Origin of the sequence: Streptomyces sp. NPDC090021 (assembly GCF_044748225.1) — a bacterium.
In the GTDB taxonomy this organism is placed as follows: domain Bacteria; phylum Actinomycetota; class Actinomycetes; order Streptomycetales; family Streptomycetaceae; genus Streptomyces.
The window spans coordinates 165,182-180,556 of record NZ_JBIVFO010000009.1; the positions used below are offsets into that span (position 1 = coordinate 165,182).

The window sequence follows — 15,375 nt, forward strand, 5'->3', positions numbered from 1 at the left end:
TCAGTGGTGCCGCGCACGGAGCGTATCCGGAGGAGGCCGGATCGTTATGCTCAATTCTCCCTCAGATGTGGTGACGTTCTGCGCGCCTCGTCACTACTGTCCTCCCAACCGAGGAGGACGGAGCTAGAAGCCGATGAGCGGAGTATCAGTGACCAAGGACGTTCAGGACGCGGCCGGTACCGCGGACGACCTGGTCGTGCTGAGCAACGTCAACAAGCACTTCGGCGCGCTGCACGTGCTTCAGGACATCGATCTGAGCATTGCCCGCGGCGAGGTGGTCGTGGTGATCGGTCCTTCGGGATCGGGCAAGTCCACGCTGTGCCGGACCATCAACCGCCTGGAGACCATCGACTCGGGCACCATCACGCTCGACGGCAAGGAGCTGCCCTCCGAGGGCAGGGACCTCGCCCGTCTGCGGGCCGACGTCGGCATGGTGTTCCAGTCCTTCAATCTCTTCGCGCACAAGACGGTGCTGGAGAACGTCATGCTGGGCCAGCTGAAGGTCCGCAGGACCGATCAGGCCACGGCCCGCGCGAAGGCGGTGTCCCTGCTGGAGCGGGTCGGTGTCGGCACCCAGGCCGACAAGTACCCGGCCCAGCTCTCCGGCGGCCAGCAGCAGCGCGTGGCCATCGCCCGCGCGCTGGCGATGGAGCCGAAGGTGATGCTCTTCGACGAGCCCACCTCGGCGCTCGACCCGGAGATGATCAACGAGGTGCTGGAGGTCATGCAGCAGCTCGCCCGTGAGGGGATGACCATGGTGGTCGTCACGCACGAGATGGGCTTTGCCCGCTCCGCGGCGAACCGCGTCGTCTTCATGGCCGACGGAAAGATCGTCGAAGAGGCCACCCCCGAGCAGTTCTTCAGCAACCCGCGCAGTGATCGGGCGAAGGACTTCCTGTCGAAGATCCTGCACCACTGAGTTTTACGTCTGGTAGTCATCCGTATGCGGATCACTGCCGGAACGGTTCCTGTCGGCCGTGCGTGCGCCGTAAGCGTCGCTCGTCGTTCAACAACGTCTCATCCGAGGGAAGTTCACCATGAAGATCTCCAAGGCCGCTGCGGCCGCGGCCGTAGCCGTAGCCCTGTCCCTGACCGCGACCGCGTGTGGCGGCAGCAAGCAGGACGCCGCCACCGACGGCGGTGCGTCCGGTGGCGCCAAGGACAAGATCGTCGTCGGCATCAAGTACGACCAGCCCGGTCTCGGCCTGAAGACCCCGGACGGCAAGTTCACGGGCTTCGACGTCGACGTGGCGACCTACGTCGCCAAGGAGCTCGGCTACCAGCCCGACCAGATCGAGTTCAAGCAGGCCGTCAGCGCCGAGCGCGAGAACCTGCTCTCCAACGGCGACGTCAAGTTCATCGTCGCGACCTACTCGATCAACGACAAGCGCAAGGAGCGGGTCGACTTCGCCGGCCCGTACTTCCTCGCGCACCAGGACCTGCTGGTCCGCGCCGACGACACGAGCATCACCAAGGTCGAGGACCTGAACAAGAAGAAGCTCTGCTCGGTCACCGGCTCCACCTCGGCGCAGAACGTCAAGAAGACCCTGGCCCCCGAGGCCGACCTGCTGGAGCAGGGCGGCTACTCCGAGTGCCTCACCGGCCTGGAGAACGGCAAGGTCGACGCCCTCACCACGGACAACTCGATCCTGGCCGGCTACGCCGCGCAGGAGCAGAACAAGGGCAAGTTCAAGCTCGTCGGCCTGAGCATGAGCAACGAGAACTACGGCATCGGTCTGAAGAAGGGCGACAAGGAGCTCCAGACCAAGATCAACGCCGCGCTCAAGAAGATGGTCGAGGACGGCAGCTGGCAGAAGGCCGTGGACAAGAACCTCGGCCCGGCCAACTACAAGAACGAGCCTGCTCCGCAGATCACCGAAGGCAGCTGATTCATCGGTGAGGGACGTCGCCGCCCGCCTGCCGCGGGCGGCGGCGCACCTCACCGGCCATCCTGGGGAGAGCGCAGGGCATCGTGTTCGATTTTCTTGATTCCGGGCAGTACGACGTGCTCGGAGCCTTCTGGGTGACGGTTCAGCTCACCCTCTACTCGGCGGTCGGGTCCCTGATCTGGGGCACCGTCCTGGCGGGGATGCGGGTCAGCCCGGTCCCGCTGCTGCGGGGCTTCGGTACCGCGTACGTCAATCTGGTGCGCAACACGCCGCTGACCTTGCTGATCATCGGCTGCTCGCTGGGCCTCAGCCAGACCCTCGGCATCGATCTGGGCGGCACCACCTTCAAGGAGACCGGATTCCGCCTCGCGGTCCTCGGACTGGTCGCCTACACCGGCACCTTCGTCTGTGAGGCCCTGCGCGCCGGCATCAACACCGTGCCCGTCGGCCAGGCCGAGGCGGCCCGCGCGCTGGGGCTGAGCTTCTTCCAGGTACTCACCCTGATCGTGCTCCCCCAGTCCTTCCGGGCGGTCGTCGCACCGCTCGCCAACGTACTGATCGCGCTCACCAAGAACACCACGGTGGCGGCGACCATCGGCGTGGCCGAGGCGGCGCTGCTGATGAAGGAAATGCTGGAGAACGAGGCACAGGCGGTGTTCGCCGTCTTCGCGGTCTTCGCTCTCGGCTTCGTCCTGCTGACCCTGCCCACCGGCCTGCTGCTGGGCTGGGTGGCCAAGCGAGTGGCGGTGAAGCGATGAGCTCCGTGCTGTACGACACCCCCGGCCCCCGGGCCAAGGTGCGCAACTGGATCTACAGCGGGGTCTTCGTCGTCCTGTTCGGACTCGTCCTGTGGTGGGCGCTGTCCCTCATGGGCGAGAAGGGCCAGCTCGACGCCGAGAAGTGGACCCCCTTCGTCACCGACAGCCGGATCTGGACCACGTACCTGATCCCCGGCCTGATGGAGACCCTCAAGGCCGGCGCGCTCGCCATGGTGATCGCCCTCCCGCTCGGTGCGGCGCTGGGCATCGGCCGGTTGTCCGACCACGCCTGGGTACGGGCTGCGGTCGGCGCGTGGGTGGAGTTCTTCCGCGCCATCCCCGTGCTGATGCTGATGCTGTTCAGCAACGCTCTCTACGCACCGCAGCTCATGGACGTCCCCTCCGACACCCGGCCGTTCTGGGCCGTGGTCACGGGCCTCGTCCTGTACAACTCGGCCGTCATCGCCGAGATCGTCCGGGCGGGCGTGCTCTCCCTCCCCAAGGGGCAGGCGGAGGCCGCGAAGGCGATCGGCCTGCGCAAGGGCCAGACCATGACCCACGTGCTGCTGCCGCAGGCCGTCACGGCCATGCTGCCGGCCCTGGTCAGCCAGCTCGTCGTGATCCTCAAGGACACCGCGCTCGGCGGCGCCCTGCTCGGTTTCGCGGAACTGCTCTCCATGAACCGGCAGATCGCGGCGAACTACAGCAACACCATCGCGACCATGTTCGTGATCGCCCTGATCTACATCGCGGTGAACTTCGCCCTCACCACCCTGGCCTCCTGGCTGGAGAAGCGGCTGCGGGGGTCGAAGAAGAGCACCGGCGCGGTGCTCGGCGCGGAAGAGGTCGACGACCCGGTCCCCGGGGCGAACACCGCGGCCGGAGCCTGACGGCACCCCCGGCCGACGAGCCCTCCGAGGCCTGACGTACGGTCAGTCCTCGTGCTTGCCCAGTGTGGTGCGGCGGAACTCATCCGCCGCACCACACTGCCGTGCGCCGACGAGTGTCACTTGACGCAGGAACCTTCAGTCGGTTGCATACCTTCTGTGATCACATACCGGACATCGGGAGCCGCGCCATGGACCCGGTGATCGTCGTCGGCGCGGGGCCCGTCGGGCTGTCCCTGGCGCTCGCCCTCGCCGGCTCGGGCGTGCCCTCCGTCGTACTCGACGAGCGACCCGGCAAGGAGGAGGTCCGGCCCGCCCGTACGGTCGTCCTGCACGCGGACACCGCGGCCATGGCGCACCGGCTGGGCTGTACGACGCTGCGCGACGAGGGGGCGTACTTCGCCGCCTGGCGCACGATGCGGCGCGGCCGTGACGGCCACCGGCTCACCTTCGAGGACCACCCGGCCCCCCTGCACGTGCCGCAGCATGCCCTGGCGCGCGGACTGCGCGACGCCGCCGCCGCGCATCCCCTTGTCCAGCTGATCTGCGACAGCCGGCTGGACTCCCTGGAACAGGACGAGCGCGGCGTCACCGCGCACACCCAGGGCGCCGAGACCACCTGGTGGCGCGGGAGTTACCTGGTCGGCTGCGACGGAGCCCGCTCCACCGTGCGCAAGCTGCTCGGCATCCGCTTCCCGGGCCGGACCGCCGTCGAGCGGCACGCCGTGGCGGCGCTGCGCACCGAACTGCCGTGGCCCGGCGAGGCCCTGCTGCAGCGCGGCGGGGCGCAGGAAGTCACCTCGCGGCCGCTGCCCGACGGGGTCTGGCGGCTGGACTGGCTGCTCCCGGCCCGCGGCGAGCTGGTGACCCCCGACGCGCTGGTCACCCTGATCCGCGACACCCTCGCCCAGTGGTGCGGCGGTACGACTCCCCCGTACGACCTGCTCGACACCGGCGTGCACACCCTGCACCACCGGCTGGCCAGGCGCTGGCGCGACGGACGGGCCTTCCTCGCGGGCGACGCCGCGCACCTGCTGGGCGCGCTCGGCACCCAGGGCGTCGAGGAGGGGCTCCGGGACGCCGAGAACCTGGCGTGGAAGCTCTCCCTGGCCTGGCACCACGGTGCCTCCGAAGCCCTGCTCGACCGTTACGAGGGCGAGCGGCGCACCGCGGTGGCCTCCCGGCTGCGCGCGGCCGACCAGGCCATGCCGGCCCTGCGGTCCGGGGGCAGCCTGCGCACCTACCTCCCCGGGGCCTCGCGTTCCGCCGAGTCCCTCCTGACCGACGGTCACCTGGGACGGGGGCCGCTGGGCGCGGAGCCGGCGTACGCCCCGCCGGTCGCCGTACGCGAGGTGCCGACCGACACCGAACCCGGCGGTCCGGTGGCCAACGTCCCGGTCACCGCGCCCGATGGAGCGACCGTGCCGCTGCGCGACCTGCTGGGCCAGGGCCGGCTGCTGGCGGTGCTGGTGGCCCCGGGAACCGGAGTCTGGGACCGGCGCCACTGGCTGGGCGCCGGGCTGATGCCCCGGCTGGCCGCCGCGGTCAGCGCCCTGCCGGTCCGCACCGACCTGCTGGTGGCCGACAGCTACCCGGGGGCCCCGGCACACACCGTGCTGCTGGTGCGGCCGGACGGGCACCTGGCGGCGACGTTCGCGGGGGTCCGCCCGGCGGAGCTGTACGAAGCGGCGGACGCCGTCCGGGCCGGTGCTCCCGCGTCCCGGGTGCCCACGCCCTCGACTTCGAAGACCGTGGTGATCGACTGACCGCCGGGATCGGCCGGTCCCGGGGATCGGCCGGTCCCGGGGATCGGGCAACGGGCCACGACCTCCGGGTGGTGGTCATCTGCGACGAGGGCTACGCGTCCAGCCTCGCGGCGGCCTCGCTGCACGCCCTGGGCCTGCACCGCGCGACCGACCTGACCGGTGGCTTCCAGGCCTGGAAGTCCGCGGGCCTCCCCATCGTCGCGGGAACCGAGCCCCCGACAGGGGCGCCGCACCCGTGAGCGCGCCGGAGCCGCACCGCCGTGCCGGGCCGACGGGCGCCTCCCGATCGTCCGCCGCGGCCGGCCGGGGTGGCGGCGATGGCTCTGAGCAGGGCGAGTTCGCGGTGGCGGTGCTGGACGGAGAGCGCGAAGGCGCCGGTCACGACGAGGACCGCGACCAGCAGTGAGGTCCGGCCCAGCGCACCGCCCATGGAGACCGTGGACACCATGGAGGCCAGCCTGGTCCGGGCTCCGGCGGCGGCGGCGTCCGGGAACTCCTCCGGTCCGCGGTCGTCCCCGGTGCCGACCTGGGCCTCTCCTTGACCGTGGTCTCGTGGACCGACCGGTCGGCGGAGACGAGGACCGGCGCCGCCGCGTAGCGCTCGGTGCGGATCGTGCCGCGCAGTCCCGTTTCGAGAAGGGCGCCGCAGGCGGTGATGAGGGCGGTCGGGCACAGCAGTGCAACGAAGGCTCCGAGGAATCCGGCCTTGCGGTGCCTGCCGGTCTGGAGGGCGTGGCGCAGCAATCATGGTGCCCCCTCTGCTGCGCGGCGCTCCCGCGGGCACTGGAGTCGCCCGGCGTCCCGGCCCAGGGGCTGCCCCCACCCCGGGCCTCGGGCTCACTCCCCCGCGTACCCGAGGCTGTCGGTCTCCTCGCCCTCCGCCTCCAGGGCTCGGCGGACCACGCGCAGGGCCATGCCCTCCGGGTATCCCTTGCGGGCGAGCATCCCGGCCAGGCGCCGGATCCGCTTGTCCCGCTCAAGGCCCCGGGTGGAGCGGAGCTTGCGCTCGACCAGCTCGCGGGCGGTCTGCTCCTCCTGGTCGGAGTCCAGCTGTCCCAGGGCCTCCTCCACGAGGGTGGCGTGCACCCCCTTGGTCCGGAGCTCCTGGGCGAGTGCCCGGCGGGCCAGGCCCCGGCCGCGGTGGCGGGACTCGACCCAGGCTCCGGCGAACGCGGCGTCGTCGATCAGGCCCACCTCCTCGTACCGGGAGAGGACCTCCTGCGACACCTCGTCGGGGATGCCCCGCTTGTGCAGGGCGTCCGCGAGCTGGCGCCGGGTGCGCGGGCTCCCCGTGAGCAGGCGCAGGCAGATCGCCCGCGCCTGCTCCTCGGGGCTCTGGGGCGGCAGCTCCTGGCGGCCCTCACGGCCTCCTCGGCTCCCGCCGCCCCCCTCCTGCTCGCGCACGGGTCAGCTCTTGGCCACGGCGGCCTTGGCCGTCGTCTTGGCCTTCGACGCGGGGGCGGGCGCCGCCGCGGCGTCGGCGGGGGCTGCGGCAGCGGCGGCACCGGCCGCGTCGTCGCCGTCCTTGCGGGCGCCCACGCCCAGCTTCTCCTTGATCTTCCGCTCGATCTCGTTCGCGAGATCCGGGTTGTCCTTCAGGAAGTTGCGGGCGTTCTCCTTGCCCTGGCCGAGCTGGTCGCCCTCGTACGTGTACCAGGCACCGGCCTTGCGGATGAAGCCGTGCTCCACGCCCATGTCGATCAGGCCGCCCTCGCGGCTGATGCCCTGGCCGTAGAGGATGTCGAACTCGGCCTGCTTGAACGGCGGCGCGACCTTGTTCTTCACGACCTTGCAGCGGGTGCGGTTACCGACCGCCTCCGTGCCGTCCTTCAGGGTCTCGATGCGGCGGATGTCGATGCGCACCGAGGCGTAGAACTTCAGCGCACGGCCACCGGTCGTGGTCTCCGGCGAGCCGAACATCACGCCGATCTTCTCGCGGAGCTGGTTGATGAAGATCGCGGTGGTCTTGGACTGGTTGAGCGCACCGGTGATCTTCCGGAGCGCCTGGCTCATCAGACGGGCCTGCAGACCCACGTGCGAGTCACCCATCTCGCCCTCGATCTCGGCGCGCGGCACGAGGGCCGCCACGGAGTCGATGACGATCAGGTCGAGGGCACCGGAGCGGACGAGCATGTCCACGATCTCCAGCGCCTGCTCACCGGTGTCCGGCTGCGACAGGATGAGGTTGTCGGTGTCGACGCCGAGGGCCTTCGCGTACTCGGGGTCGAGCGCGTGCTCGGCGTCCACGAAGGCGACGGTGCCGCCGGCCTTCTGCGCGTTGGCCACGGCGTGCAGGGTCAGGGTCGTCTTTCCGGAGGATTCCGGGCCGTAGATCTCGACGACGCGGCCGCGCGGCAGACCGCCGACGCCCAGGGCGATGTCCAGCGCGGTCGACCCGGTGGAGATGACGTCGATGGGGTCGTTCGGCTTGTCGCCCAGGCGCATGACCGCGCCCTTGCCGAATTGCCGTTCAATCTGTGCGAGAGCGGCGTCGAGAGCCTTCTCGCGGTCGGTGCCTGCCATGGGTTCCACCCGGTTTGCTTGAGTCGATCGCTTCACGCCATTGACGCTAATGCCTGCCACTGACAATGCGCCTCCACGACCGGTTCGGCTGTGGATAACCCATCAGAATGGATGTTCGATTTTCCTGTCAAGCTCGCCACACTCAGAGCGCTATGCCCTGATTACGTAGATATCCTATGGAGTGTGATCGAGTCTGGACGGCCACGACTCCGCAGGCGCCCCGGCCCGGGAAGGCTCGTGCGGCTGTCGCCGGTCATCCTGACCGTCCTCATCGCCGGCCTGGCATACAACACTCCGCCGGAGATGGCCTTCAGCCGTCTCCTGCCCGCGGCGCCGGCCCTCGCCGCCGCGATGTGGACCGTGCTCCCCACCGTCCTGCTCGGGACCGTCTGCCTCATCCTGATGATCGGCCTCAGCTTCATCTTCCCGGACCTCGGCACGTGGTGGACGTGCGCAGGGATCGTCGCGGTCACCGTGGCCGCCGCGTACGGGAGCCACGTCCGGCTCCAGCGGGAACGCACGCTCTTCCAGGTCAGGCTCGTCGCCGACGCGGCGCAGCAGGTGGTCCTCAGCCCCATGCCGCGCCTCCTCGGCAGGATCGAGATCGAATCGCTGTACCTCGCGGCCGCGGCGGAGGCCAGCATCGGCGGGGACTTCTACGAGGCGGCCGACACACCGCACGGGGTCAGGCTGCTCATCGGCGACGTACGCGGCAAGGGGCTGCCCGCGGTGGGGGCCGCCGCAGCGATCGTCAACGCCTTCCGCGAGGCCGCCTACGGCGAGACCGACATGGTCGAGGTCGCACGCAGGCTGGACGCCAGCAGCATGCGCTACAACGCCGCCTTTCCCCCCGAGGGACCGATGGAGCGCTTCGCCACGGCCCTGCTGGTCCAGATCCCCCACGAGGGCAGACGCATCGACATCCTCAACTGCGGACATCCCCCGCCCCTGCTCCTGACCAACGGCGAAATCCACGCCCTGGAGTCCGCCAACCCCTCCCCGCTGCTCAGCTTGGCGGACCTGATCGGCGACAGGTACAGCATCGACACCTTCGACTTCACCCCCGGTGACCTGCTGCTCCTCTACACCGACGGGATCGCCGAGGCCCGCGCCCGCGACGGCGAGTTCTTCCCGCTGGCGTCCTGGATGGGCCGGCAGCCCCGGACTGCGCCCCACGAGCTGCTCACGGCCCTCCACCGCGACCTCCTCCACTACAGCAGGGGCCGCCTCGACGACGACATCGCGGCCCTCGCCGTACGCCTGCGCGGACCGGCGCCACAGGGCTCGGAATCCCGGTGACCGGCGGGGCCCGGAACCCTAAGATCGGCGCATGATCGAATCCGTGTATCCGCCCAAACCCGGCCCGGGGGACCGGATCGCCGTCCTGTCCCCCTCGTCCGGGCTGCCCGGCCTCTTCCCGCTCCCCCACGAACTGGGGTTGCGCAGACTGCGTGACGACTTCGGGCTGGAGCCGGTGGAGTACCCGACGACACGGCGAATGGGTGCGACGCCCGAGGAGCGGGCCGCGGACGTCCACGCCGCCTTCGCGGACCCGGACATCAAGGCGGTGATCGCCACCATCGGCGGCGACGACCAGATCACCGTCCTCCCCCACCTCGACGGCGACCTCCTGCGCGCCCACCCCAAGCCGTTCATCGGCTACAGCGACAACACCAACCTCCTGCTGTTCCTGCGCAACCTCGGCATCGTCTGCTACCACGGCGCCTCGGTGATGGTCGAGCTCGGCCGGCCCGGTGCCATGCACCCGGCCACCGCCGCCTCCCTCCGGGCGGCGCTGTTCACCTCGGGCCCGTACGAGCTCGGCCGGTCCGGCGAGTACAGGGACGTCGACCTCCCCTGGGAGGACCCCCGCACCTTCGAGTCCGAGCCGCCGATGGAACGCTCCTACGGCTGGACCTGGCACAACGACGACCGCGTGGTCGAAGGTGCCGGCTGGGGCGGCAACCTGGAGATCCTCTCCTGGATGATGGCGGCCGACCGCGCGGTGCTGCCCGCCGACGCGTACGCCGGTGACGTGCTCTTCCTGGAGACCTCCGAGGAGATGCCGCGCGCCGAGGAGGTCTACCGGATGCTGCGGAACATGGGCGAACGCGGCCTGCTGCGGCAGTTCCCCGCGCTGCTGATGGGCCGGGCGAAGAGCTGGTCGTTCGAGAACCGCTTCGACGCCGGGCGGAAGCAGCGCTACCGCGAGGAGCAGCGCGAGGCCGTGCTGCGCGCGCTGCGGCAGTACGCCCCCGGCACCATGGCGGTCTTCGACGTGGACCTCGGCCACACCGACCCGCAGGTCGTCATCCCCGTGGGCGGGCGGATCCGGGTGGACGGACCCGCCCGGCGGATCACCGTCACCTACTGAGTCCCGGGCCGCCGGGCCCGGGCGAGAGCGCGATGCCGAGCGATTGGGCGGCGAAGGGCTTCGGCACGCGCTCCTGGTAGAAGACGTCGAGTTCGGTGACCATGAAGCCGGCGGCGGTCAGCAGGGCGACGGTCGGCCGGGTGAGGTGGCACCCCCCGCTCAGGCGCTTGTGCAGCGGTTCGATCCGGCGCTGGCGGCGGCGGACCCGCCGGTCCTCCTCCGGTGCCAGGCCGTGTTCGACGAAGTGCAGGGCGCCGCCGGGTTTCAGGACGCGCCGCAGCTCGCACAGGGCCACCAGGGGGTCCGGGACCGTGCACAGCGTCCACGTGGACAGGGCGGCGTCGAAGGTGCCGTCCTCGAACGGCAGTGACCGGGCGTCCGGAGCCGCCCGCCGCACCGGCACCCGCGAGGCCCGTACGCGGTCCGTGGCGAGCTCCCACCCCAGGTCCGAGGGCTCGATCGCGGCCACACCGGTGACGCCCGGCGGGTAGAAGGGGACGTTGTGGCCGCTGCCGAAACCGATCTCGACGACCTCTCCGGCCAGGCCGGCGCAGACGCGCCGCCTGAGCGGCCGGGCCGTCCGGGCCCCGCACGCGGCGTCGACGATCCGCGGCACGATCCGTTCGGCGTAGAACCCCATCGCACCCTCCGTGTCCGTGCCTCCAGCTTGGCACCTGGACGGCGGCGCCGGAGGCAGCCGCCACCGAGTGACAACCTGAGGTTGACACCCTCTCGACTGTCAACCTAGGGTTGCATCTATGACGAACCCTTCGGTGGAACCCGTTCGCATGACCCTTCCGGTACGCCTCGACGACCTGATCGAGGCGATCAACAAGGTCCACACCGACCCCCTGGAGCAGCTCAGCGGCGCCGTCGTCGCCGCGGAGGCCCTCGGAGACGTCGCGGACCACCTCATCGGCCACTTCGTCGACCAGGCCCGCCGTTCCGGCGCCTCCTGGACCGACATCGGCCGCAGCATGGGCGTCACCCGCCAGGCGGCCCAGAAGCGCTTCGTGCCCAAGGCCGACAAGGAGGGCTCCGACGCCCTCGACCCCAACGCGGGGTTCGGCCGCTTCACCCCCCGCGCCCGCAACGTGGTCGTGACGGCGCAGAACGAGGCCCGCGCCGCCGGTAACACCGAGATCCGCACCGAGCACCTGGTCCTGGGCCTGGTGGCCGAGGCCGACGGCCTCGCGGGGCTCGTCCTGCGCGCCCAGGAGGTCTCGCCCGACGAGGTGAGGGCCGCCGCGACCGCGGCACTGCCGCCGGCCCGGGACGAGCTCCCCGCCCTCATCCCCTTCGACGCCTCGGCGAAGAAGGCCCTGGAGCTGACCTTCCGTGAGGCCCTGCGCCTGGGCCACGACTTCGTCGGCACCGAGCACCTCCTGCTCGCGCTCCTGGAGCTGGAGAACGGCGCGGGCGTACTGAGCGGCCTCGGCCTGGACAAGGCCGCCGCCGAGGCGACGGTCAGCGAAGCCCTGGCAGCCGTACTCGGCGACGCGGACGGGAAGTAGAGGAGTCCGCGTCCCGCGTCAGCTCGTAGCGCTTGACGTAGGCGCCGAGGAAGGCCTGCAGCGTGGCGACGGCCGGGATCGCGATCAGGGCCCCGACCGCGCCCAGCAGGGCGGTGCCCGCGATCACCGATCCGAAGGCCACCGCGGGATGGATGTCGACGGTCTTCGAGGTCAGCTTCGGCTGGAGCACGTAGTTCTCGAACTGCTGGTAGACCACCACGAATCCGAGGACGTACAGCGCGTACCAGGGATCGACGCTGAAGGCGAGCAGGACCGGCAGCGCGCCCGCGAGATAGGTGCCGATGGTGGGGACGAACTGGGAGACCAGCCCCACCCACACGGCGAGCGCGGGCGCGTACGGCACCCCGAGGACCGCCAGCACGATGTAGGTCGCGACACCGGAGATCAGCGCCATCAGTCCGCGCGAGTAGAGGTAGCCGCCCGTCTTGGCGACGGCGATCTCCCAGGCGCGCAGCACCTCGGCCTGCTTCGCGGGCGGCAGTACGGAGCACAGCGCGCGCCGCAGCCGCGGGCCGTCGGCGGCGAAGTAGAAGGAGAACAGCCCGATCGTCAGCAGCTTGAAGAGACCGCCGAGCACGGTGGCGGACACGTCGAGCACGCCCGACGCGCTGTTCTGCACGTACTTGCGCAGCCAGTCGGAGCGCAGCACGCTCTCCTGGATCTCCAGCCGGGACAGATCGGTGCGGAAGGTGGAGTTGATGAAGTTGATCACCGAGTCGAGGTAGCCCGGGAAGCCCTCCACCATGGCGACGATCTGCCCGGCGAGCAGCGATCCGAGCAACGCGAGGAACCCCACGGACACGACGAACACCGCGGTGAACATCAGGAAGGTGGCGACCCCGCGGCGCATGCCACCGGCCGCCATCCGGGCGACCGCGGGTTCGATCGCGAGCGCGAGGAAGAACGCGATCAGGATGTTGACGAGTAGCCCGGTCAGCTGGTGGAAGGCCCAGCTGCCGAGCTGGAAGCAGGCGACGAGGCCCAGTACGAGGACCACCGCGCGCGGCAGCCAGCGCGGCATGCTCTCCCCTCGCCAGGCCGCCGGCGGCCGGCCGGGGCCCTCGGGGCCCCGCGGCGGGGCGGGATCGGCGGGCCGGGCCACCCCCGGATCCGCAGTGGCCGGGCCGTCACCCGGGCCGGCGCCCGAACCGGGGCCCGGATCGGTGCCGGAGGCGACCGCTGCGACAGGGGTGGCACCCGGATCGGCCGCCCGGGGCGGCGGCGGCGCGCCCTGGACGGCTGCGGGCTGGTCGGACGTCTCTTCGGTGGCTCCCACGCCGCCCAGTCTGTCCCACCGGCGGCCCGTGCCGCGAAAAAGCGCCGCCCGTCAGCGCAGCGAGGCCGGCACGTCCATCGCCGAACACACCGCGCGCCACACGTCCTTGGTCTCCCAGCCCGCCTCCAGCGCCTGGTGGACGGTCAGACCGCCCAGCTCCGCCATCACGTGGTCCCGCGCGAAGGAGTCGGCGTAGCCGGCCCCGAAGTGCTCGGCCATCCGCTCCCAGAAAATCGTCAACCGCATGCCCCCAGTATCCCGCCCCCGGGAGAGTGCACCGGCGGCGTTCGCCCCGCGCCCCCGCGTCACCGCCCCCTACCTTGCACGCATGCCCGGAGACGAAGCTTCCGCACAGAGCCCGCACCCCCCACACCCCCCACACCCCCCACACTCCCCACACTCCCCACACTCCCCACACTCCCCGCAGCCCCCGCAGCCCGCCCTCGCCCGCGCCGAGCGGTTCGTCTGGCTCACGGCCCGCGTGCTGGAACAGCGGCGGTTCGCGTTCCACTTCCTCGGCGGGGACGCCGACCCGGTGGACACCGCGCTCGGTTCGTATCTCAACCCCGACGGCGGCTACGGTCACGCGCTCGACCCGGATCTGCGCGGCCCGCTGAGCCAGCCCCTGCACACCGCGCACGCCCTGCGCGTGCTGGACAGCCTGGGCCGATGCGCCGGGCAGCGGATCGAGCGGCTCTGCCGGCACCTGACGGGCGTCTCCACCCCGGAGGGTGCTCTTCCGGTCGTCTTCCCGTCCCCGCGCGACTACCCCGCGGCCCCCTACCACCCGGTGCACGACGACCCGCCGGGCGAACTCCTGACCACCGGCCCGGTCGTCGGCCTGCTGCACCGCAACCGCGTCTGGCACGCCTGGCTCTTCCGGGCCACGGACTTCTGCTGGGACCGGGTCGAGAACCTGCGCCGCTCACATCCGTACGAGGTCCAGAGCGCGGTGGCCTTCCTCGACGGCGTGCCCGACCGGGCCCGCGCGGCGACGGCCGCGGACCGGTTGGGACGGCTGGTGCGCGAGCAGCGGCTCGTGGTCCTCGATCCGCGGCGGCGGACGGATTTCCCGCCGGCTCCGGGCTACGCGCCGGGCGAGCAGCTGTTCCCGCACGACTTCGCGCGGCGGCCCGAGTCGCTGGCCCGCGGTTGGTTCACGGACGAGGAGATGCGCCGCTCGCTGGACTTCCTCGCCGCCGCGCAGCAGCAGGACGGCGGCTGGCCGGTGCGCCGCGAGGCCTGGGCGCCGGGGAGTTCCCTGGAGCGGCGGCCGATCGCGACGCTGGAGGCGCTGCTGGCCCTGCGGGCGTACGGCCGACTGCCGGCGCAGGTCAGCCGCCCAGGGCCCGTACCCCCGCGGTGACGACGACGGCGGCCGCGACGACGACCAGGAACGGGGCCCGCAGCAGCAGGGCGAGCCCGGCGGCGGCCAGTCCGGCGGCCCGGGCGTCGACGACGAGCGCGGACCCCGTGCTGAAGGTCTGCTGGGCCGTGAGCGCGGCGAGCAGCGCGACCGGCAGCAGGGCGGCCAGCCGGCGCACCAGGGGCCGCTCCAGGGCCCCGGCCGGGACGAGCAGCCCCGCGTACTTCACGGCGTAGCAGCCGACGACGGTGAGCCCGATGGCGATCCAGACGTTCACGAGCGGCGTCCCTTCATCCACAGCACGACGGGGGCGGCCAGGGCCGCGATCAGCACGGGCACCCCGGCGGGCAGCACGGGCAGGAACCCCAGCCCGAGGACGAGCGCGAGGGCGGCGACCGCCCGCTCGGTGGCGGTCCTCAGCATCGGCGCGAGGAGGGCCAGGAACACGGCGGGTCCGGCGGCGTCCAGCCCCCAGGCCCTGGTGTCCCCGATGGCCTCGGCACCGAGCGCGCCGAGCAGGGTGGTGACGTTCCACAGGACGTAGAGGGTGAGCCCGGTGACGGTGAAGCCGAGCCGGGCCGACTTCCGGTCGGGCTGGGCCAGCGCCACGGCGGTGGTCTCGTCGATCACCCAGTGCGCGGCGAGGGGCCGTACGGCGCGCGGCAGCCGGAGCAGCTGCGACAGGCGCAGCCCGTAGAAGGCGTTGCGGGTGCCGAGGAAGAAGGCCCCGGCGGCCGCGGTGAACGGGTTCCCGCCCGCGGCCAGCGCCCCGACCAGGGCGAACTGCGAGGCCCCGGTGAAGACGAGCAGGCTCAGCACGCAGGCCTGGAGGGTGCTGACGCCGGCCCCGGCCGCGGTCACGCCGAAGGCGAACCCGGACAGGCCGACGGCGACGCCGACGCCGAGCGCGTCCCGTACCACCGCGGCTCGCGGCCGCCCGCCGGGCGCCGCTGTCTCTCGTATCTCTGGCTCCGTGACCAGCTGCTTCTCTCCCACGCCCC

Annotated in this window: 17 protein-coding genes and 1 pseudogene; 10 read left to right on the forward strand and 8 right to left on the reverse strand. The window is 71.6% G+C overall.

The genetic code is table 11. The features are described 5' to 3' along the window. Nucleotides 1-133: 133 nt before the first annotated feature. From ACIPXC_RS09480 to ACIPXC_RS09505, 6 genes are all read left to right on the forward strand, one after another. The gene (locus tag ACIPXC_RS09480) at nucleotides 134-919 is read left to right on the forward strand and encodes an amino acid ABC transporter ATP-binding protein (protein ID WP_401615227.1); all 786 of its coding nucleotides are present in this window, start codon (nucleotides 134-136) and stop codon (nucleotides 917-919) included. A gap of 118 nt (nucleotides 920-1,037) precedes the next feature. Then, nucleotides 1,038-1,889: a glutamate ABC transporter substrate-binding protein gene (locus ACIPXC_RS09485; RefSeq protein ID WP_401615228.1), complete on the forward strand. Its 852-nt coding sequence runs from the start codon at nucleotides 1,038-1,040 to the stop codon at nucleotides 1,887-1,889. 83 nt (nucleotides 1,890-1,972) lie between these two features. Then, nucleotides 1,973-2,647, forward strand: a complete 675-nt coding sequence (locus tag ACIPXC_RS09490; RefSeq protein ID WP_401615230.1) for an amino acid ABC transporter permease — start codon at nucleotides 1,973-1,975, stop codon at nucleotides 2,645-2,647. Beyond that, entirely contained in the window at nucleotides 2,644-3,537 is an 894-nt protein-coding gene (locus ACIPXC_RS09495) for an amino acid ABC transporter permease (protein WP_401615232.1), read from the forward strand. The genes ACIPXC_RS09490 and ACIPXC_RS09495 overlap by 4 nt, the downstream gene beginning before the upstream one ends. A gap of 188 nt (nucleotides 3,538-3,725) precedes the next feature. Next, nucleotides 3,726-5,300: an FAD-dependent oxidoreductase gene (locus tag ACIPXC_RS09500; protein WP_401615234.1), complete on the forward strand. Its 1,575-nt coding sequence runs from the start codon at nucleotides 3,726-3,728 to the stop codon at nucleotides 5,298-5,300. An 8-nt stretch (nucleotides 5,301-5,308) separates the two neighbouring features. Beyond that, nucleotides 5,309-5,539: a rhodanese-like domain-containing protein gene (locus ACIPXC_RS09505; protein WP_401615291.1), complete on the forward strand. Its 231-nt coding sequence runs from the start codon at nucleotides 5,309-5,311 to the stop codon at nucleotides 5,537-5,539. A 65-nt stretch (nucleotides 5,540-5,604) separates the two neighbouring features. Here ACIPXC_RS09505 and ACIPXC_RS09510 read toward each other — a convergent pair. The 3 genes and pseudogenes from ACIPXC_RS09510 to recA form a co-directional block, all read right to left on the reverse strand. Continuing rightward, a pseudogene (locus ACIPXC_RS09510) lies at nucleotides 5,605-6,044 on the reverse strand (hypothetical protein); the annotation flags it as partial. 93 nt (nucleotides 6,045-6,137) lie between these two features. After that, nucleotides 6,138-6,704 (reverse strand): recombination regulator RecX, encoded by a 567-nt coding sequence (gene recX / locus ACIPXC_RS09515; protein ID WP_401615236.1) that lies wholly within the window; start codon nucleotides 6,702-6,704, stop codon nucleotides 6,138-6,140. A 3-nt stretch (nucleotides 6,705-6,707) separates the two neighbouring features. Beyond that, nucleotides 6,708-7,823: a recombinase RecA gene (gene recA / locus ACIPXC_RS09520; RefSeq protein WP_386462059.1), complete on the reverse strand. Its 1,116-nt coding sequence runs from the start codon at nucleotides 7,821-7,823 to the stop codon at nucleotides 6,708-6,710. Nucleotides 7,824-8,060: 237 nt separating this feature from the next. Between recA and ACIPXC_RS09525 the strand changes: the two genes are divergently transcribed. After that, nucleotides 8,061-9,122, forward strand: coding sequence for a PP2C family protein-serine/threonine phosphatase (locus ACIPXC_RS09525; RefSeq protein WP_401615239.1), 1,062 nt, complete (start codon nucleotides 8,061-8,063; stop codon nucleotides 9,120-9,122). A gap of 31 nt (nucleotides 9,123-9,153) precedes the next feature. Beyond that, nucleotides 9,154-10,197: a S66 peptidase family protein gene (locus ACIPXC_RS09530; RefSeq protein ID WP_401615241.1), complete on the forward strand. Its 1,044-nt coding sequence runs from the start codon at nucleotides 9,154-9,156 to the stop codon at nucleotides 10,195-10,197. Here the strand turns inward: ACIPXC_RS09530 and ACIPXC_RS09535 are convergent. Beyond that, on the reverse strand, nucleotides 10,187-10,837 hold the full coding sequence (locus ACIPXC_RS09535; protein ID WP_401615242.1) for a class I SAM-dependent methyltransferase: 651 nt from the start codon (nucleotides 10,835-10,837) through the stop codon (nucleotides 10,187-10,189). The two genes, ACIPXC_RS09530 and ACIPXC_RS09535, sit on opposite strands and share 11 nt — an antisense overlap. Before the next feature lie 118 nt (nucleotides 10,838-10,955). Between ACIPXC_RS09535 and ACIPXC_RS09540 the strand changes: the two genes are divergently transcribed. Beyond that, the gene (locus tag ACIPXC_RS09540) at nucleotides 10,956-11,711 is read left to right on the forward strand and encodes a Clp protease N-terminal domain-containing protein (RefSeq protein WP_401615244.1); all 756 of its coding nucleotides are present in this window, start codon (nucleotides 10,956-10,958) and stop codon (nucleotides 11,709-11,711) included. Here the strand turns inward: ACIPXC_RS09540 and ACIPXC_RS09545 are convergent. Both ACIPXC_RS09545 and ACIPXC_RS09550 read right to left on the reverse strand, forming a co-directional pair. Beyond that, complete coding sequence (locus ACIPXC_RS09545; protein WP_401615293.1) at nucleotides 11,665-12,753, reverse strand: AI-2E family transporter; 1,089 nt, start codon at nucleotides 12,751-12,753, stop codon at nucleotides 11,665-11,667. The genes ACIPXC_RS09540 and ACIPXC_RS09545 overlap by 47 nt on opposite strands. Before the next feature lie 306 nt (nucleotides 12,754-13,059). Further along, nucleotides 13,060-13,254 (reverse strand): DUF3046 domain-containing protein, encoded by a 195-nt coding sequence (locus ACIPXC_RS09550; RefSeq protein WP_037929867.1) that lies wholly within the window; start codon nucleotides 13,252-13,254, stop codon nucleotides 13,060-13,062. Nucleotides 13,255-13,489: 235 nt separating this feature from the next. On the opposite strand from ACIPXC_RS09550, the gene ACIPXC_RS09555 reads away from it, so the two are divergent. Then, entirely contained in the window at nucleotides 13,490-14,374 is an 885-nt protein-coding gene (locus ACIPXC_RS09555; RefSeq protein ID WP_401615246.1) for a hypothetical protein, read from the forward strand. Here ACIPXC_RS09555 and ACIPXC_RS09560 read toward each other — a convergent pair. Then, nucleotides 14,343-14,651, reverse strand: coding sequence for an AzlD domain-containing protein (locus tag ACIPXC_RS09560; RefSeq protein WP_030664986.1), 309 nt, complete (start codon nucleotides 14,649-14,651; stop codon nucleotides 14,343-14,345). The two genes, ACIPXC_RS09555 and ACIPXC_RS09560, sit on opposite strands and share 32 nt — an antisense overlap. Then, nucleotides 14,648-15,370, reverse strand: a complete 723-nt coding sequence (locus ACIPXC_RS09565; RefSeq protein ID WP_401615248.1) for an AzlC family ABC transporter permease — start codon at nucleotides 15,368-15,370, stop codon at nucleotides 14,648-14,650. The genes ACIPXC_RS09560 and ACIPXC_RS09565 overlap by 4 nt, the downstream gene beginning before the upstream one ends. Nucleotides 15,371-15,375 lie beyond the last annotated feature (5 nt).

What these genes read in the sequence shown, in the direction of transcription:
- ACIPXC_RS09480 (WP_401615227.1), top strand. Translation starts at nt 134, where the DNA reads ATGAGCGGAGTATCAGTGACCAAGGACGTTCAGGACGCGGCCGGTACC.
- ACIPXC_RS09485 (WP_401615228.1), top strand. Translation starts at nt 1,038, where the DNA reads ATGAAGATCTCCAAGGCCGCTGCGGCCGCGGCCGTAGCCGTAGCCCTG.
- ACIPXC_RS09495 (WP_401615232.1), top strand. Translation starts at nt 2,644, where the DNA reads ATGAGCTCCGTGCTGTACGACACCCCCGGCCCCCGGGCCAAGGTGCGC.
- ACIPXC_RS09500 (WP_401615234.1), top strand. Translation starts at nt 3,726, where the DNA reads ATGGACCCGGTGATCGTCGTCGGCGCGGGGCCCGTCGGGCTGTCCCTG.
- recA (WP_386462059.1), bottom strand. Translation starts at nt 7,823, where the DNA reads ATGGCAGGCACCGACCGCGAGAAGGCTCTCGACGCCGCTCTCGCACAG.
- ACIPXC_RS09530 (WP_401615241.1), top strand. Translation starts at nt 9,154, where the DNA reads ATGATCGAATCCGTGTATCCGCCCAAACCCGGCCCGGGGGACCGGATC.
- ACIPXC_RS09535 (WP_401615242.1), bottom strand. Translation starts at nt 10,837, where the DNA reads ATGGGGTTCTACGCCGAACGGATCGTGCCGCGGATCGTCGACGCCGCG.
- ACIPXC_RS09540 (WP_401615244.1), top strand. Translation starts at nt 10,956, where the DNA reads ATGACGAACCCTTCGGTGGAACCCGTTCGCATGACCCTTCCGGTACGC.
- ACIPXC_RS09545 (WP_401615293.1), bottom strand. Translation starts at nt 12,753, where the DNA reads ATGCCGCGCTGGCTGCCGCGCGCGGTGGTCCTCGTACTGGGCCTCGTC.
- ACIPXC_RS09550 (WP_037929867.1), bottom strand. Translation starts at nt 13,254, where the DNA reads ATGCGGTTGACGATTTTCTGGGAGCGGATGGCCGAGCACTTCGGGGCC.